This window comes from Caldimonas taiwanensis NBRC 104434 (genome assembly GCF_001592165.1).
Classification (GTDB): Bacteria; Pseudomonadota; Gammaproteobacteria; order Burkholderiales; family Burkholderiaceae_C; genus Caldimonas; species Caldimonas manganoxidans.
In genome coordinates this window covers 198557-215448 of sequence record NZ_BCWK01000004.1, presented here as the reverse complement: position 1 = coordinate 215448, position 16892 = coordinate 198557, and the positions used below count along the sequence as shown (strand labels likewise).

Here is a 16892-nt window from a genome sequence, read left to right as displayed (position 1 = left end):
GTCAAGGATCACACACAATGGCCGTTACCACAGTCGCACAGTTCGCCTCCGAGCTGAACCGCCCCGCCGCGACGCTGCTGGAGCAGTTGAAGTCCGCCGGGGTGGCGAAAGCCTCGCCGGAAGACTTGCTGACCGAGTCCGACAAGGAGCGTTTGCTGGAGTACCTGCGCATGGCGCACGGAACCGCCGGCACCGAGCGCAAGAAGATCACGATCACGAAGAAGTCCACCACCGAGATCAAGCAGGCCGATGCTTCGGGCAAGGCGCGCACGATCCAAGTGGAGGTGCGCAAGAAGCGCGTGTTCGTCAAGCGTGACGAAAGCGCTTCGCCGGTCGAAGAGGTCGCCGCGCCCAAGCCCGTCGTCGACGAGGCCGAGCTGCGCCGCCGCGAGGAAGAGGCCAACCGTCAAGCCGAACTCTTGCGCCGTCAAGAAGAGGAGTTGGCCGAAAAGCGCCGCCAGCGCGAGGAACAGGAGCGGCGTCAGCGCGAGGAGGCCGAGGCCCGTGCGCGCGAGCAGGCCGAGCGTGAGGCGGCCGAGAAGGCCCGTGCCGAACAGGCGGCCCGTGCCGAGCAGGCGCGTCGCGCCGAGCTGGCCGCTGCCCAAGGGCCGGCCCAAGCGCCTGCGGCCGCACCGGCTCAGGCACCGGCACCGGCGCCGGCACCGGCTCAGGCGGCCGCCGAGCCGCCCAAGTCCGCCGTGCGGGTGGTCAAGGCCGTCGATGTCGAGGCCGAAGAAAAGCAACGCCTGGCCGAGCTGGAGCGTAAACGCAAGGCCGCTGAAGCCGAGGCGGCTGCGATTCGGGCCATGATGGCCGCTCCCAAGCGCGGCGTGATGACGGCCAAGAAGCCCGAGGAAGACAAACCCAAGGCCGAAGCGGGCAAGGAAGGCATCAAAGGCACCATTCACAAACCCAAAACATCGGCGTCTGCCGCTGCGGCGCCAGCCTCGCCCAGCAGCGCACCCAAGCCGGGCGACAAGAAGTCGGTCAAATCCGAGAAGCTTTCGTCCAGCTGGGCCGACGACGCGGCCAAGAAGCGCACGCTCAAGACGCGCGGCGACACGGCGGCCACCACTCGGGGTGGCTGGCGGGCACCTGCCAAGGGCGGCGCGCGCCGGGGAGACCGTGGCGAGACGGCCACGACCTTCGTGGCACCGACCGAGCCGCAGGTCTACGAGGTGCATGTGCCAGAAACCATCACCGTGGCCGAGCTGGCCCACAAGATGTCGGTCAAGGCCTCCGAAGTGATCAAACAGCTGATGAAGCTGGGGCAGATGGTCACGATCAATCAGCAGCTCGACCAGGAAACCGCGATGATCGTGGTCGAGGAAATGGGGCACAAGGCCTTCGCCGCCAAGCTCGACGACCCGGAGGCTTTCCTCGAGGAAAGCCAAACCGCACATCAAGCCGAGCTGGTGACGCGCGCCCCGGTGGTGACCGTGATGGGCCACGTCGACCATGGCAAGACCTCCTTGCTGGACTACATCCGTCGATCACGGGTGGCCGCAGGCGAAGCCGGTGGAATCACGCAGCACATCGGCGCCTACCATGTGGACACGCCTCGTGGCACGATCACTTTCCTGGACACGCCTGGTCACGAGGCGTTCACGGCCATGCGGGCACGTGGTGCCAAGGCCACGGACATCGTGATCCTGGTGGTGGCTGCCGACGACGGTGTGATGCCGCAAACTCGCGAAGCCATCCATCACGCCAAAGCCGCGGGTGTGCCTATCGTCGTGGCGGTCAACAAGATCGACAAGCCCGATGCCAATCCCGAACGTGTGAAGCAGGAGCTCGTGGCCGAGGAAGTCGTGCCCGAGGAGTATGGCGGCGATGCCCCGTTCTGTCTGGTGTCGGCCAAGACGGGGGAGGGGATCGACAACCTGCTGGAGAACGTGCTGCTGCAAGCCGAAGTGCTCGAACTCAAGGCCCCCGTGGATGCGCCGGCCAAAGGCTTGGTCATTGAGGCGAAGCTGGACAAAGGCCGTGGTCCGGTGGCCACGGTGCTGGTGCAGTCGGGCACGCTCAAGCGCGGCGATGTGGTGCTGGCAGGAGCCAGTTACGGCCGCGTAAGGGCCATGATCGATGAGAACGGCAAACCCACTCAGCAAGCGGGACCGTCCATTCCGGTCGAGATTCAGGGTCTGACCGAAGTGCCCCAGGCCGGCGACGAGTTCATGGTGCTGGCCGACGAGCGTCGTGCTCGCGAGATCGCTACTTTCCGCCAGGGCAAGTATCGAGACGTCAAGCTGGCCAAGCAGCAAGCCGCCAAGCTCGAGAACATGTTCGAGCAAATGGGGCAAGGTGATGTGAAGACCTTGCCACTGATCATCAAGGCCGACGTGCAGGGTTCACAGGAGGCGCTGGCCTCTTCGCTGCTGAAGCTGTCCACCGACGAGGTCAAGGTGCAAATCGTGCACGCGGCCGTGGGTGGCATCAGCGAAAGCGACGTCAACCTTGCGCTGGCATCCAAAGCGGTCATCATCGGCTTCAATACCCGCGCCGATGCGGGCGCGCGCAAGCTGGCCGAGCACAATGGGGTGGACATCCGCTACTACAACATCATCTATGACGCGGTCGACGAAGTGAAAGCGGCCATGTCGGGCCTGCTTGCGCCGGAGCAGAAGGAAGAGATCATCGGCACGGCCGAGGTCCGCCAAGTGTTCCGCATCTCCAAGGTGGGAACGATTGCCGGATGCATGGTGCTGTCCGGTGTGGTCCGCCGCAATGCCCGCTTGCGTCTGCTGCGTGACAACGTCGTCATCTACACCGGCGAACTGGAGTCGCTCAAACGCTTCAAGGATGATGTGCGCGAGGTCAAGGAAGGCTTCGAGTGTGGTCTGAGCATCAAAAACTACAACGACGTCCAGGAAGGTGACCACCTCGAATTTTTCGAGATCAAGGAAGTGGCACGCACGCTGTAAAGGCGGAGGCGCTCTCGCGCTCAGGCCCCGCCGATCGAAAGATGGGCGGGGTTTGTGTTTCTGGCAGCAACCGGAGTCCCACCATGCGACACAAGCGATCCATTCCCAACCGTGCCCACCGGGTGGCCGATCAGATTCAACGCGACCTGGCCGAACTCATTCGCGAGCTGAAAGATCCTCGCATTGGGATGGTCACCCTCAACGCAGTGGAAGTCACGCCGGACTATGCCCATGCGAAGGTCTACTTCTCGCTACTGGTCGGCGATCCCGAGGAAACCCAGGCTGCCTTGAACGAAGCCGCCGGCTATCTGCGCAATGGGCTGTTCAAGCGCTTGCAGATTCACACCGTGCCCACCTTGCATTTCATTTTCGATCGCACGACCGAACGGGCTGCCGATTTGAATGCGCTGATCGCGCAGGCCAACGCCACCCGCGCCAAGGACTGAACTCGTCATGCCTGCAGCCGTCACCGTTGCGCCAGCGCGCCATCGCATCGAGCGCCGTGCGCTGCACGGCGTGTTGCTGCTCGACAAGCCCCGCGGACTGAGCAGCAATGATGCCTTGCAGAAAGTCAAACGGTTGTTGCAGGCCCAAAAGGCCGGTCACACCGGGACTTTGGATCCCCTGGCCACCGGCCTGTTGCCCTTGTGTTTCGGTGCGGCCACCAAGTTCTCTCAGGTCAGTCTCGAAGCCGACAAGGCCTATCGTGCAGTGCTGCAATTGGGGCGGCGCACGACCACGGGCGATGCCGAAGGCGCCGTGATCGATGAGCGCCCCGTCTCGCTGACGCAGGCTCAGGTGGAGGCTGCGCTGGCCCGTTTCACCGGCGAAGTCGAGCAGATCCCCCCGATGCACTCGGCCCTCAAGCGCGAGGGACGGCCGCTGTACGAATATGCCCGTGCCGGCGTGGAGGTGGAGCGTCAAGCCCGGCGCGTGAAGATCCATCGCCTCGATCTCGTGGCCTGGCGGGATGATCGGCTGGAGATCGATGTCCTGTGCAGCAAGGGCACCTATGTGCGCACGCTGGCCGAGGATCTTGGCCAAGCGCTGGGCTGTGGCGCCCATTTGCTGGACCTGCGTCGCACGGCCAGCGGCCCGTTGTCCGTCGGGCAGGCCGTCACACTCGAGAGGCTGGAGCAGATGGCGCCAGCCGAGCGAGATGCGCAGATCCTGAGCCCAGACGTGCTGCTCGCCCATTGGCCGGCCGTGCATCTGGCCGCTGACGAGGCTGGACGCTTCCTGAGCGGGATGCGTCGACGGCTGAACCATCCCGATGCGCAGGCCGTTCGCGTGTACGGTCCGCAAGCGGGGGCCTTTCTCGGCAGCGCCCGGATCCGTGCCGGCGAACTCATTCCCATGCGGCTATTGAGCCCGCCCGAGGTGCAGGCCTTGCTCGCGCTTGCCTCCCATTCATTCTGATTGCACTGTCCAGATCGCCTCATCCGGGGCGCCATCGTCCATTCATCATGACCAAGCCCATCCGCAACATTGCCATCATTGCGCACGTCGACCACGGTAAGACCACGCTGGTGGACCAACTGCTGCGTCAATCCGGAACCTTCCGCGAGAACCAGCAGGTCGGCGAACGGGTGATGGACAGCAACGACCTGGAGCGCGAGCGTGGCATCACCATCCTGGCCAAGAACTGCGCCGTCAGCTGGCGCGGGACGCACATCAACATCGTCGATACGCCTGGGCATGCCGACTTCGGTGGTGAAGTCGAGCGTGCGCTGTCGATGGTCGATGGTGTCGTGTTGCTGATCGACGCGCAGGAAGGCCCGATGCCGCAGACCCGCTTCGTCACGAAGAAAGCGCTAGCGTTGGGTCTCAAGCCCATCGTGGTCGTCAACAAGGTCGACAAGCCCGGGGCGCGTCCCGACTATGTCATCAACGCGGCCTTCGATCTGTTCGACAAACTGGGCGCAACCGAGGAACAGCTCGATTTCCCCGTGGTGTATGCCTCGGGTCTGAATGGTTGGGCTTCGCTCACCGAAGGCGAGCCCGGCACCCGCTGGGGGGAGGACATGAGCCCGCTGTTCGAGACGATCTTGCAGCATGTGCCTGTCCATCAAGGGGATCCGCAGGCGCCTTTGCAGCTGCAAATTTCTTCGCTGGACTATTCCACCTACGTGGGCCGCATCGGTGTGGGACGGATCAACTCCGGCACGCTGCGCCCCGGGATGGATGTGCTGGTGATGGAGGGGCCGGAGGGCCGGTCCTACCGAGGACGCATCAACCAAGTTCTGAAGTTCGAAGGACTCGAGCGTCGGCAGGTCGAGTCTGCGGGACCTGGCGACATCGTGCTGATCAATGGCATCGATGAGATTGGCATCGGTGTGACCGTCACGTCGATCGAGCAGCCGCGGCCACTGCCCATGCTCAAGGTCGACGAGCCGACACTGACGATGAATTTCTGCGTCAACACCTCGCCGCTGGCCGGACGCGAGGGCAAGTTCGTCACGAGTCGCCAGATTTGGGACCGGCTACAGAAGGAGCTGCAATCCAACGTGGCCCTGCGTGTGCGTGAAACCGGCGAGGATGGCGTCTTCGAAGTGTCTGGGCGAGGCGAATTGCATCTGACCATCCTGTTGGAGAACATGCGTCGTGAAGGGTACGAGCTCGCCGTCTCCAAGCCCCGTGTGGTGTTTCGCGAGATCAATGGCCAGCGTTGTGAGCCCATGGAGTTCGTCACGGCCGACGTGGAGGAGCAGCACCAAGGCGGTGTGATGCAGGCTCTGGGCTTGCGCAAAGGTGAACTGGTCAACATGGAGCCCGATGGCATGGGGCGTGTGCGTCTGGAGTACCGCATTCCCGCCCGTAGTCTCATCGGCTTCCAAAACGAATTTCTCAACCTCACCCGCGGCACCGGTCTGTTGAGCAACATCTTCGACGGCTATGAGCCTTACAAAGGCGAGATCGAGGGGCGCAAGAACGGCGTGCTGGTCAGCCAAGAGGATGGTGAGATCGTCACCTATGCGCTGGGCAAGCTCGATGACCGCGGGCGGATGTTCGTCAAGCCAGGTGATCCCGTGTATGAGGGGATGATCGTCGGCATCCACAGCCGCGAAAACGACCTCGTCGTCAACGCAGTGCGCACCAAGCAGCTCACCAACTTCCGCGCTTCGGGCAAGGATGATGCGATCAAACTCACCCCACCGATCGAGCTGACGCTGGAGTATGCGGTGGAGTTCATCGAGGACGACGAACTCGTCGAGATCACGCCCAAGTCGATTCGGCTGCGCAAGCGTTTCCTGAAGGAGCACGAGCGCAAGCGTGCACAGCGCGAGGCAGCCTGAATGGGCGCTGCCATCCACGAGGAGATCCTCGCATGACGCATGGACGCGCCATCGCTTTGATGGTGCTCGTGACGCTGATGTGGAGCATTGCTGGGGTGCTCACCCGGCATCTCGAGGCCGCACGTACCTTCGAAGTGACCTTTTGGCGCAGCTTCTTCAATGCGGCCTTCATGGCCGTGGCCCTGCTGCTGTGGAAGGGTCGAGGGCTGTGGGAAGAGCTGCGCCACGGTGCTTGGCCACTGTGGGTGTCGGGCGTGATGTGGTCGGTCATGTACACCTGCTTCATGGTGGCGCTGACGCTGACCACCGTGGCCAATGTGCTGGTGACGATGGCCCTGGGCCCCCTGATGACCGCGCTGCTGGCGCGCCTGACGCTTCGCCACCGCTTGCCTGCCCACACCTGGGGCGCCATCGTCGTGGCTGGTGCCGGGATCGCGTGGATGTATGGGCGCGAATGGGCCGTGGCCGAGCTGCGTCACCTGGTCGGCACCCTCGTGGCCCTGGGCGTGCCGCTGGCGGCGGCCATCAACTGGACGGTGATCCAGCATACCACCCAGCAACCCAACGATGCCCGGCGTCGAGACATGCTGCCAGCGGTGCTGATCGGTGCCGTGATCTCTGCGGCCGTGACACTGCCGCTGGCCTGGCCCTTTCAGGCCCGTGCCCATGACCTGGGACTGCTGGCGACGCTGGGGGTGTTCCAGTTGGCAGTGCCTTGCCTGATCGCGGTGCAACTGGCGCGTGTGCTGCCCGCGCCGGAAGTGGCATTGCTGGCCCTGCTGGAGGTGATCTTCGGCGTGGCTTGGGCTTGGCTGGGTGCCAACGAGGTGCCGTCCCCCCATGCCTTGCAGGGCGGCATGCTGGTGCTGGGGGCCCTGGTGTTCAACGAGGCCGTGGGGCTGCGTCGCACTGCCCGGGTGTCCACCGTGCCGCTTTCCGAGATTTCTCTCACACGACAAGGAGACCAACGATGGCACTGACCCTTCCCGCCCTCAGTGGTGAGGGCCTGGTTCTGGCCGAGCGCCGCGGCAGTCTGGGCCTGATCACGCTGAACCGCCCTCAATCGCTCAACGCCTTGTCCTTGTCGATGATCCGCGACCTCACCGCCTGGCTGCTGGCCTGGCGTGAGGATCCCGTGGTGCAAGCGGTGCTGGTTCGCGGCGCTACACAGGACGGCAAAGGCGTGGCATTTTGTGCCGGCGGAGACATTCGCTTCTTCCACCAGGCCGCACTGGCGGGCGATCCGCGGCTGGAGGATTTCTTCACCGAGGAGTACCGCCTCAACCACTTGATCCATGCATACCCGAAGCCTTACATCGCTTTGATGGATGGCATCGTGATGGGTGGAGGCATGGGAATCAGCCAAGGCGCGGCGCTGCGCATCGTGACCGAGCGCACGAAGATGGCCATGCCCGAGACCAACATCGGTCTCTTTCCCGATGTGGGCGGGGGGTGGTTCCTCTCGCGCTGCCCGGGGCGGGTGGGTGAGTTTCTGGCATTGACTGGCCAGGTCATCGGGGCGGGTGATGCGATCGCCTGGGGCTTGGCCGACGGATATCTGCCCAGTGTGGCCATGGACGAACTGGTCGAGGCCTTGTCCGTCGACGCCGATGCCGTGAGTTTGATGGCGCTGGCCCGATCCCGCTTGCACCCGGCTCCCGAACCGATGCTGCGGCCGCACCTCACGACCATCGATCGCTGCTTCGCTGGTGAGGACGTGCCCGCCATCTTGGCGGCGCTGGCCCAGCAGTCCGACAGCGACTGGCCGGCACAGATCGCTGCGACCTTGCGCAAGCGCTCACCCCTGATGCTGGCCGTCACGCTCGAACAGATTCGTCGCGCCCGCCGCATGACGCTGGCCGAGGACCTGCGCATGGAACGCGATCTGGTGCGCCATTGCTTTCATTTGCGCCCAGGTGCAGCCAGCGAGACCGTGGAGGGCATTCGTGCGCTGGCCGTGGACAAGGACCATGCACCACGCTGGAATCCAGCGCGCATCGAGGACGTCACCCCCGAGATGGTGCAGGCCTTCTTCGTCAGCCCCTGGCCAGCCCATGCCCACCCCCTGAACGGGTTGTACTGAACGATCGCGCGACCGACGGTCGCGTGCTACGCTCAGTGTCGAATCGAAGCCCGAGCCGCAGTGCGTATGCAAGCCCCTGCCAAATACTTGCTGCTCATCGAGCAGGGTGGCGTCATGGTCGCGCGCCTGTTCGACGGTGAGCGTCGCCATGTGCTCGACTTCGACGCCGGCTCCGAGGAGGTGGCCGTCATGACCGCCGGCCTGCAGCCCCATGTCGGTGCCCAGGGCAAGGAGTGGGATGCGGCCTTGGCGGGTCACAACGAACGAGAGCGCTCGACGGCCCAGGTGTACGTGCTCGACCTTTGAGCATCCCTGGCACGGGCACGGACTCAGCCTGGCTGAGAAAATCATGCTTTTTCACTGTCTGCGCGCGTGACCCAAATCCTCAACGACTGCCATCCCTGGCGAGTGTCCGTGGCCCCCATGATGGATTGGACGGATCGGCACTGCCGCTACTTCCATCGGCTCATCACCCGGCACACTCGCCTCTACACCGAGATGGTGACCACCGGGGCCTTGCTGCATGGGGACCAGGCCCGACACCTGGACTACAACGCCGAAGAGCATCCGGTGGCGCTTCAACTGGGCGGCAGCGAGCCCGAGGACTTGGCCGCCTGCGCCCGGCTCGCGCAACGCTGGGGCTATGACGAGGTGAATCTGAACTGCGGTTGCCCCAGTGAGCGAGTGCAGCGGGGCGCCTTCGGGGCCTGTTTGATGAAGGAAGCCGGCTTGGTCGCCGACGCGGTCAAGGCCATGCGCGACGCGGTGGATTTGCCGGTGACCGTCAAACACCGCATCGGCGTGGACCGGCACGAGAGCTACGACTTCGTGCGTGACTTCGTCGGCACGGTCAGCGAAGCCGGCTGTGAGGTCTTCATCGTCCATGCCCGCAATGCCTGGTTGCAGGGGCTCAGCCCGAAAGAGAATCGCGACATCCCGCCGCTGCGCTACGAAATCGTGCATCGCCTCAAGCGCGACTTCCCCCAGTTGACCATCGTCATCAACGGCGGCTTGAAGGACGACGATGCCATGGCGCAGCAGCTTGAACATGTCGATGGGGTGATGATCGGTCGCCAGGCCTACCACAACCCCTATGCCATGGCCTGCTGGGATGCGCGCTTTGCTGGACGGGCCGAGCCGGCGCCCGAGCGACGAGCCATCGAGGCCGACATGGTGGCGTACTGCGAGCGGATGCAGATTCGACACAATGTGCCTTGGCCGCACATCGTTCGGCACATGCTGGGTCTATACAACGGCGTGCCCGGTGCGCGTCGGTGGCGGCAGGTGTGGTCCGACCACCGGCTGCGGCATCGGCCGCCCGCCGAGGTCATGGCCCTGGCCCGTCAAGCGATGGAGCAGGCAGCCGCCCGTCAAGCCGAAGGGGTGGCCATCGCGTGAGATGGGGCGGCGGCCTCAGGTGGCCGGCGCCAGCCGGCGCGCTGGCCAGGTGGCCAACACCACGCCGGACAGGGCCAAACCGAAGGCCCAGGCATGCAAGGCGGTGAAACGCTCGCCCAAAGCCAAGACCCCGACCAAGCCCGCGCTGATGGGCAGGAAGACGGTGAAGATGCCGGCCGATGCGGCAGGAACATGGCGCAGGCCCGTCATCCAAAGCCACACGGTGATCATGCTGGCAGCCAGCGAATAGAACACCAACAAGCCCCAATGGCCGAGGGAGACTGCACCGAAATCGAACTGCCAGGCTGCCACCAGCCCAAAGGGCGTGACCAAGGCCCAGCCCCACAGATTCACCAGTGCACTGATGCGCTGGGCCGAGACATGGCCCGTAAGCTTCTTGCCGATCACCACGTACAGCGCTTCACAGCAGACCGCGGCAAACAGCAAGGCATTGCCCAACAGGGCGCGCAGTCCTCCCGTGTGCGAATCAGCGCCGCTGGCCTTGGCCACCGACAACACGACGATACCGCCTACGGCCAGCGCGATGGCGATTTGCACCCTGAGGGAGATGCGCTCACCCAGCAGCCACCACGACAGCACGGCCACCACGGCCGGGATGGAGGCCATGATCACGCCAGCAGCCAGCGCCGAGGTGAGTGACACACCGAACAGCATGCACACCGAAAACAGGAAGTTGCCGAAGAAAGACTCCCAGAACAGCAAGCGGCGGTCGGTGGCCGACAGCGGCTGCTGGCCGGGACGGCGGCGCACCCAACCGGCCATGGCCACTGCGGCGATGCCAAAGCGCAGCCAAGCCAGCAGCATGACCGGGAAGACGAGCACCAGAATCTTGGACAGCGCGACATAGCTGCCGACCAGGGCCATGCTCAGGGCCAGGCTGGCGTAAGCCGCCATGGGGACGGCCGAACTCAAGTGATCGCCCTCGCGTGTGTGCCGCGCCGACCGCATGCCAGGGGCATCAGCGCACCCTCCGCAGGGCCGTGGCCACGGCCTGGACGATCTGATCGATCTGCGCTTGGTCGATGATCAGCGGCGGGGATAGCGCGATCGTATCGCCCGTGGTGCGGATCAGCACGCCTTGCTCCCAACAATCGAGGAACACTTCGAACGCCCGTTTGGCCGGCTCCTCGGGACGAGGCGCCAGCTCGATGCCGCCCACCAGCCCGATGTTGCGCACATCGATCACATGTGGCAGGCCCCGCAGCGAATGCACCGCGTCGGCGAAGTAAGACTCCAGCTCGCCAGCCCGTGTGAGCAGGCCTTCTTCGGCATACGTGTCCAAGGTGCCCAAGGCCGCGGCGCAGGCCAGCGGGTGGGCCGAGTAGGTGTAGCCGTGGAAGAACTCGATCAAATGTTCGGGCCCCTGCATGAAGGCGTCATGGATCTCCTGTTTGACGAAGACCGCCCCCATCGGGACACAGCCATTGGTGATGCCTTTGGCCACCGTCATCAGATCTGGGGTGACGCCAAAGGTCTGTGCGGCAAAGGGCTGGCCCGTGCGCCCAAAGCCGGTGATGACCTCGTCGAAGATCAGCAAAATGCCATGCTTGTCGCAGATCTCGCGCAGGCGCTGTAGGTAGCCCTGCGGCGGGATCAGCACCCCGGTGGAGCCGGCCACCGGCTCGACGATCACCGCGGCAATCGTCGAGGCGTCGTGCAAAGCCACCAGGCGTTCCAAATCGTCGGCCAGCTCTGCGCCATAGGCTGGCTGACCGCGCGAAAAAGCATTGCGCGTCGGGTCATGCGTGTGGCGGAGGTGATCCACCCCGCTCAGCAAGCTGCCGAACATTTTGCGGTTGGCCACCATGCCGCCCACCGAGATGCCGCCAAAGTTCACGCCGTGATACGCCCGCTCACGACCGATCAGCCGCGTGCGCTGCCCTTCACCGCGCACACGGTGGTAGGCAATGGCCATCTTCAGCGCCGTTTCCACCGACTCCGAGCCCGAGTTCGTATAAAAGACTTTGTTCAGGCCGGGGGGAGTGAGCTGCACCAGCCGCTCGGCCAGCTCGAAGGCCTTCGGATGGCCCATCTGGAACGGCGGCGCATAGTCGAGTTCGCCGGCTTGCTGCTGAATCGCCTGGACGATCTTCGGTCGAGCATGTCCGGCGTTGACGCACCACAGCCCGGCCACCCCGTCGAGCACCTGCCGCCCCTCTGGCGTCCAGAAATACATGCCTTCGGCCCGAGCCAGCAGCCTGGGGGCTTTCTTGAATTGGCGGTTGGCCGTGAAAGGCATCCAGTAAGCATCGAGCTGGGGTTGCATGGGCGGTCTCCTCGGTGGCGCGCAGGTCCTCTAGTCTATGAAGCCCTTGGCGCAATGTGTATGCGACTCGCGGGGGCGCAAACCGGTCTGACGCAATATCATGCGGTCATCACAGTCAGTTTTCGTAGAAGATGCCTCCACCCGACGCGCCTGTGCAACTCGATGCCATCGACCGGCAGATTTTGAGGATGCTTCAGAACGATGGCCGCATGTCCAATCAAGAGCTGGCCGAACGGGTGCATCTATCGCCTTCGGCCTGCTTGCGCCGCGTGCGGCGTCTCGAAGAGGAAGGGGTGATCGCCCGCTACGTGGCGCTGCTCCACCCGCGGGCCGTGGGGCAGCCGGGAATCTCGTTCACCATCGTGAACTTGGAAAGCATCACACCGCAAACCCGCCAGGCTTTCGAAGCGGCCGTGCGGGCCGAGGCCGCCATTCTGGACTGCTATTACGTCGCCGGCAGTCACGACTATCTGGTCCGCTTCGCCTATCGCGATGCCTCGGATCTCGAATCCTTCCATGAAACCGTGTTGTCGCGACTGCCGGGCGTCGTGCGATTGAATTCCATGTTGGTGCTGCGCACGGTCAAGCACACCACCGCCTTGCAGATCTGAACCCCCTGGGCAGCATGAACGAACCTGTGAGCACCCTGTACCAGCCCAGCGGGCTGGAACATGTCTTCGTCTACGGGACCCTGCGTCGTGGCGGGGCCAATGACATCACCCGCTTGGATCCACCGGGACGCTTCGTGGGGCCGGCATCGGTCAGGGGGTGGCTGTACAGCCTAGGGCGCTACCCCGGCTTGCTGCTGGACGAGCGAGGGCCGGCAGTGGCCGGGGAGGTCTATCACCTCGATCCGAAGCTCGAGCGCGTGCTCGATGGCATCGAGGAAGTCTATCCGCAACAACGCGACGAATACCTCAAGCGGCGGGTGACGGTGGAGGTGGCCGGGCGGATGCTGGATTGCCTGGTCTATGAAATCCACCCGCGCTATGTGCAGGGCCGTGCGGTGCTGAGCCCGCCGGATTGGCTGCAGCATGCGCCTGCGGCGGGATGAGGGCGCTTGCTGCGACGCAGTGCCTGGCCCAAGATCGGCGCAGACCGTATTCCACATCGCGCAAATTGGTTTTCTCAATATGAGATGCCGCACTGCTGCAGCGCCGCATAATTTTTCATTGTGGTAAATATTTTTTTGTATTGCGAAATTAAAAACATAAGTCTTTGATTCTCAAAGAAAAAATTTTTAGTCTTATATAAGACATAAGTCTTGGCGAGGCGGCGGCGGCTCCGTATCCTTGAGTTCATTCCAACCCCTTGTCTTTTTCAGTCAGAACGGAGCCTGCCATGAGCAACCTGACCCGCGAACAACAAGCCGCTGCCCTGGAGAAGGACTGGGCTGAGAACCCCCGTTGGAAGGGGATCAAGCGCAGCTATTCCGCCGCTGATGTGGTGCGTTTGCGCGGCTCGATCCAGATCGAGCACACGCTGGCCAAGCGCGGCGCTGAAAAGCTGTGGAACCTGGTCAACACCGAGCCCTTCGTCAACGCGCTGGGCGCCTTGACCGGCAACCAAGCCATGCAGCAAGTCAAGGCCGGCCTGAAGGCGATCTATCTGTCGGGCTGGCAAGTGGCTGGCGACGCCAACTTGGCCGGGGAGATGTACCCCGACCAGTCCTTGTACCCGGCCAACTCCGTGCCGGCCGTGGTGCGTCGCATCAACAACACCCTCTTGCGTGCCGACCAGATTCAATGGTCCGAAGGCAAGAACGACATCGACTTTTTCGCGCCCATCGTGGCCGATGCCGAAGCGGGCTTCGGCGGCGTGCTCAATGCTTTCGAACTGATGAAGGCCATGATCGATGCGGGCGCCGCCGGTGTGCACTTCGAGGACCAACTGGCCTCGGTGAAGAAGTGTGGCCACATGGGCGGCAAGGTGCTGGTGCCCACGCGCGAAGCCATTTCCAAACTGGTGGCTGCGCGTCTGGCGGCTGACGTGATGGGCACGCCCACGGTGCTGATCGCCCGTACCGATGCCGAGGCTGCCGATCTGATCACCAGCGACATCGACGACAACGACAAGCCGTTCTGCACCGGCGAGCGTACCGTCGAGGGCTTCTTCCGCACCAAGCCGGGTCTGGAGCAAGCGGTGTCCCGCGGATTGGCCTACGCGCCCTATGCCGACATGATCTGGTGCGAAACCGGCAAGCCGGACCTGGTGTACGCCAAAAAGTTCGCCGAGGCCATTCACAAACAGTTCCCGGGCAAGCTGCTGGCTTACAACTGCTCTCCCTCGTTCAACTGGAAGAAGAATCTGGACGACGCCACCATCGCCAAGTTCCAGCGCGAGCTCGGCGCCATGGGCTACAAGTTCCAGTTCATCACGCTGGCGGGCTTCCACAGCCTGAACTACTCGATGTTCGAGCTGGCGTATGGCTACGCCCGCAACCAGATGAGCGCCTTCGTCGAATTGCAGGAGAAGGAGTTCGCCGCCGCCGAGAAGGGCTTCACGGCCGTGAAGCACCAGCGCGAGGTCGGCACCGGCTACTTCGATGCCGTGACCACCACGATCGAGCGCGAGGCCTCCACCGCTGCGCTCAAGGGGTCGACCGAAGACGAGCAGTTCTTCGACCACAAGCACGGCTGAAATTCGCATCGATCGCCGGCCGACATGGCCGGTGGCTGAACAAGCTCCCGCATCCTGGTGGATGCTCTTGGCCCGCGGGCTGCTCGGCCTGCGGGCTCTTTTTTTGGTCTTGCGGTACAATCGAACACAATTCCCATTGGCAAGAGCGAGAAAGGCGCGACAGGTTATGACACCGCGAACTTCGACCGTGACTACCCCGGAGGTCTAGTCGGTCGGCCGCGGCGATCCTGAGTCTTCGTTCTTCCTGGATGAAAAGCGCGGCGCCCCCGCGCTTTTTTTGTGACTGGAGATCCCATGGTTAGTGTTCAACTTCCTGACGGTTCGCGCCGTGAGTTCCCCGCGCCGGTCTCGGTGGCCGAGGTGGCGGCCTCGATCGGTCCTGGTCTGGCCAAGGCGGCGCTGGCTGGGCGCATCGGGCGTGGTGAGCAGGCCCGCCTGGTGGATACCAGTTTCGTGATCGACGGTCAGGACGTGCCGCTGGCCATCGTGACCGACAAGGACGCCGACGGCCTGGACATCCTGCGCCACTCCACGGCCCATTTGTTGGCCTATGCCGTCAAGGAGCTGTTCCCTGACGCCCAAGTCACCATCGGCCCGACGATCGAGAACGGCTTTTATTACGACTTCGCCTACAAGCGTCCCTTCACGCCCGAGGACTTGGAAGCCATCGAGCGGAAGATGGCCGAGTTGGCCAAGAAGAACGAGCCAGTGCTGCGCAAGGTCGTGCCGCGCGATGAGGCGGTGGCTTATTTCAAGAGCCTGGGCGAGCACTACAAGGCGCAGATCATCGAAAGCATTCCGCCTGGTGAGGAGGTGTCGCTCTACAGCGAGGGCAATTTCACCGACTTGTGTCGCGGGCCGCACGTGCCCAGCACTGGCAAGCTCAAGTATTTCAAGTTGACGAAAGTGGCGGGCGCCTATTGGCGGGGCGATCACCGCAATGAGCAGCTGCAGCGCATCTACGGGACCGCTTGGGCCACGAAAGAGGAGCTCGATCAGTATCTGCGCATGCTCGAGGAGGCTGAAAAGCGCGACCATCGCCGACTTGGCCGCGAACTCGACCTGTTCCACCTGGACGAACATGCGCCTGGGCTGGTGTTCTGGCATCCCAAAGGCTGGGCCTTGTGGCAGCAGGTCGAGCAGTACATGCGAGCGGTGTACCGTGACAACGGCTACCAGGAAGTCAAGGGCCCGCAGATCCTGGACCGCACGCTCTGGGAGAAAACCGGTCACTGGGACAAGTACCGGGACAATATGTTCACGACCGAGAGTGAAAAGCGGGACTACGCGCTCAAGCCCATGAACTGTCCGGGCCACCTGCTGATCTTCAAGCAGGGTATCAAGAGCTATCGGGATTTGCCGCTGCGCTACGGAGAATTCGGTCAGTGCCATCGCAACGAGCCCTCCGGTGGCCTGCACGGGATCATGCGGGTGCGTGGATTCACGCAAGACGACGGCCACATCTTCTGCACCGAGGATCAAATCCTCGATGAATGCGTGGCCTATACGGCCTTGCTGCAAAAGGTCTACAAAGACTTCGGCTTCGAGCACATCATCTACAAAGTGGCCACGCGCCCCGAGGCGCGTATCGGCTCGGACGAGTCTTGGGACAAGGCCGAGCATGCGCTGATGGAAAGCCTGCGCCGCTCCGGCTGCGACTTCGAGATCGCTGAGGGCGACGGAGCGTTCTACGGCCCGAAAATCGAATACACGCTCAAGGATGCGCTGGGGCGGCAGTGGCAGTGCGGCACGATTCAGGTGGACTTTTCGATGCCGCAGCGCTTGGAAGCCGAGTACGTGGCCGAGGATGGCTCGCGTCGCACGCCCGTGATGCTGCACCGGGCCATCGTGGGCAGCCTGGAGCGCTTCATCGGCATCTTGATCGAGCAGCACGCCGGGGCGCTGCCGGTGTGGTTGGCCCCGGTGCAGGTGGTGGTGGCCAACATCACCGATGCCCAGGCCGACTACGCCCGGGAAGTGGCCAAAACGCTGCAAAAACAAGGACTTAGAATCGCAACCGATTTGCGTAACGAAAAGATCACGTATAAAATCCGGGAGCATTCTTTGCAGAAGGTTCCGTACATCCTCGTCGTGGGCGACAAGGAGAAAGCGTCCGGAGCCGTTGCGGTGCGCGCCCGAGGCAATCAGGATCTCGGTGTGATGGTCCTCGATGCCTTCATTCAGAAGATCACGAGCGACATTGCCCAGAAGCTGTGACGCTTGGAGCGGGCTTGTGCCTGCTCCCTGCGGCCGCCGGGTGCGTG

14 protein-coding genes are annotated in these 16892 nt (G+C 63.5%); 12 read left to right on the top strand and 2 right to left on the bottom strand.

What is annotated here, in order from left to right; genetic code table 11:
- Window positions 1-17: 17 nt before the first annotated feature.
- From infB to dusA, 8 genes are all read left to right on the top strand, one after another.
- Complete coding sequence (gene infB, locus CTA01S_RS05510) at window positions 18-2924, top strand: translation initiation factor IF-2 (protein WP_019559445.1); 2907 nt, start codon at window positions 18-20, stop codon at window positions 2922-2924.
- An 83-nt stretch (window positions 2925-3007) separates the two neighbouring features.
- Window positions 3008-3370, top strand: coding sequence for a 30S ribosome-binding factor RbfA (gene rbfA / locus CTA01S_RS05505; RefSeq protein ID WP_019559446.1), 363 nt, complete (start codon window positions 3008-3010; stop codon window positions 3368-3370).
- Window positions 3371-3377: 7 nt separating this feature from the next.
- A complete protein-coding gene (gene truB / locus CTA01S_RS05500; protein ID WP_019559447.1) occupies window positions 3378-4343 on the top strand; it encodes a tRNA pseudouridine(55) synthase TruB in 966 nt (321 codons plus the stop codon).
- A 47-nt stretch (window positions 4344-4390) separates the two neighbouring features.
- Window positions 4391-6220 carry a translational GTPase TypA gene (gene typA, locus CTA01S_RS05495; RefSeq protein ID WP_019559448.1) on the top strand — a complete coding sequence of 610 codons (1830 nt, stop codon included), beginning with the start codon at window positions 4391-4393 and terminating at the stop codon, window positions 6218-6220.
- Between the two features lie 32 nt (window positions 6221-6252).
- Entirely contained in the window at window positions 6253-7200 is a 948-nt protein-coding gene (locus tag CTA01S_RS05490; RefSeq protein WP_019559449.1) for a DMT family transporter, read from the top strand.
- Window positions 7191-8303, top strand: coding sequence for an enoyl-CoA hydratase/isomerase family protein (locus tag CTA01S_RS05485; RefSeq protein ID WP_062193026.1), 1113 nt, complete (start codon window positions 7191-7193; stop codon window positions 8301-8303). Before CTA01S_RS05490 ends, CTA01S_RS05485 begins: the two co-directional genes overlap by 10 nt.
- 66 nt (window positions 8304-8369) lie before the next feature.
- Window positions 8370-8609: a hypothetical protein gene (locus tag CTA01S_RS05480; RefSeq protein WP_019559451.1), complete on the top strand. Its 240-nt coding sequence runs from the start codon at window positions 8370-8372 to the stop codon at window positions 8607-8609.
- A gap of 117 nt (window positions 8610-8726) precedes the next feature.
- Window positions 8727-9701: a tRNA dihydrouridine(20/20a) synthase DusA gene (gene dusA / locus CTA01S_RS05475; RefSeq protein ID WP_062193119.1), complete on the top strand. Its 975-nt coding sequence runs from the start codon at window positions 8727-8729 to the stop codon at window positions 9699-9701.
- Between the two features lie 15 nt (window positions 9702-9716).
- Here the strand turns inward: dusA and CTA01S_RS05470 are convergent, their stop codons facing one another.
- Both CTA01S_RS05470 and aptA read right to left on the bottom strand, forming a co-directional pair.
- Window positions 9717-10616 carry a DMT family transporter gene (locus tag CTA01S_RS05470; protein ID WP_198150785.1) on the bottom strand — a complete coding sequence of 300 codons (900 nt, stop codon included), beginning with the start codon at window positions 10614-10616 and terminating at the stop codon, window positions 9717-9719.
- A 64-nt stretch (window positions 10617-10680) separates the two neighbouring features.
- Complete coding sequence (aptA, locus tag CTA01S_RS05465; protein WP_062193022.1) at window positions 10681-11988, bottom strand: omega-aminotransferase AptA; 1308 nt, start codon at window positions 11986-11988, stop codon at window positions 10681-10683.
- Window positions 11989-12119: 131 nt separating this feature from the next.
- On the opposite strand from aptA, the gene CTA01S_RS05460 reads away from it, so the two are divergent.
- The 4 genes from CTA01S_RS05460 (at window position 12120) to thrS (ending at window position 16845) form a co-directional block, all read left to right on the top strand.
- The gene (locus tag CTA01S_RS05460) at window positions 12120-12599 is read left to right on the top strand and encodes an Lrp/AsnC family transcriptional regulator (RefSeq protein WP_019559455.1); all 480 of its coding nucleotides are present in this window, start codon (window positions 12120-12122) and stop codon (window positions 12597-12599) included.
- Window positions 12600-12613: 14 nt separating this feature from the next.
- Window positions 12614-13042 carry a gamma-glutamylcyclotransferase family protein gene (locus CTA01S_RS05455; RefSeq protein ID WP_026329941.1) on the top strand — a complete coding sequence of 143 codons (429 nt, stop codon included), beginning with the start codon at window positions 12614-12616 and terminating at the stop codon, window positions 13040-13042.
- Between the two features lie 296 nt (window positions 13043-13338).
- Complete coding sequence (gene aceA / locus CTA01S_RS05450) at window positions 13339-14628, top strand: isocitrate lyase (protein WP_026329942.1); 1290 nt, start codon at window positions 13339-13341, stop codon at window positions 14626-14628.
- A 294-nt stretch (window positions 14629-14922) separates the two neighbouring features.
- Window positions 14923-16845 carry a threonine--tRNA ligase gene (gene thrS / locus CTA01S_RS05445; RefSeq protein WP_026329943.1) on the top strand — a complete coding sequence of 641 codons (1923 nt, stop codon included), beginning with the start codon at window positions 14923-14925 and terminating at the stop codon, window positions 16843-16845.
- Window positions 16846-16892: the final 47 nt, after the last annotated feature.

Bases quoted from the DNA above. Each gene is read 5' to 3' on its own strand.
- CTA01S_RS05480 (WP_019559451.1), top strand. From the start codon at position 8,370: ATGCAAGCCCCTGCCAAATACTTGCTGCTCATCGAGCAGGGTGGCGTC.
- CTA01S_RS05470 (WP_198150785.1), bottom strand. From the start codon at position 10,616: ATGGCGGCTTACGCCAGCCTGGCCCTGAGCATGGCCCTGGTCGGCAGC.
- CTA01S_RS05485 (WP_062193026.1), top strand. From the start codon at position 7,191: ATGGCACTGACCCTTCCCGCCCTCAGTGGTGAGGGCCTGGTTCTGGCC.
- rbfA (WP_019559446.1), top strand. From the start codon at position 3,008: ATGCGACACAAGCGATCCATTCCCAACCGTGCCCACCGGGTGGCCGAT.
- aptA (WP_062193022.1), bottom strand. From the start codon at position 11,988: ATGCAACCCCAGCTCGATGCTTACTGGATGCCTTTCACGGCCAACCGC.
- CTA01S_RS05460 (WP_019559455.1), top strand. From the start codon at position 12,120: ATGCCTCCACCCGACGCGCCTGTGCAACTCGATGCCATCGACCGGCAG.
- infB (WP_019559445.1), top strand. From the start codon at position 18: ATGGCCGTTACCACAGTCGCACAGTTCGCCTCCGAGCTGAACCGCCCC.
- truB (WP_019559447.1), top strand. From the start codon at position 3,378: ATGCCTGCAGCCGTCACCGTTGCGCCAGCGCGCCATCGCATCGAGCGC.
- typA (WP_019559448.1), top strand. From the start codon at position 4,391: ATGACCAAGCCCATCCGCAACATTGCCATCATTGCGCACGTCGACCAC.
- CTA01S_RS05490 (WP_019559449.1), top strand. From the start codon at position 6,253: ATGACGCATGGACGCGCCATCGCTTTGATGGTGCTCGTGACGCTGATG.
- dusA (WP_062193119.1), top strand. From the start codon at position 8,727: ATGATGGATTGGACGGATCGGCACTGCCGCTACTTCCATCGGCTCATC.
- thrS (WP_026329943.1), top strand. From the start codon at position 14,923: ATGGTTAGTGTTCAACTTCCTGACGGTTCGCGCCGTGAGTTCCCCGCG.
- CTA01S_RS05455 (WP_026329941.1), top strand. From the start codon at position 12,614: ATGAACGAACCTGTGAGCACCCTGTACCAGCCCAGCGGGCTGGAACAT.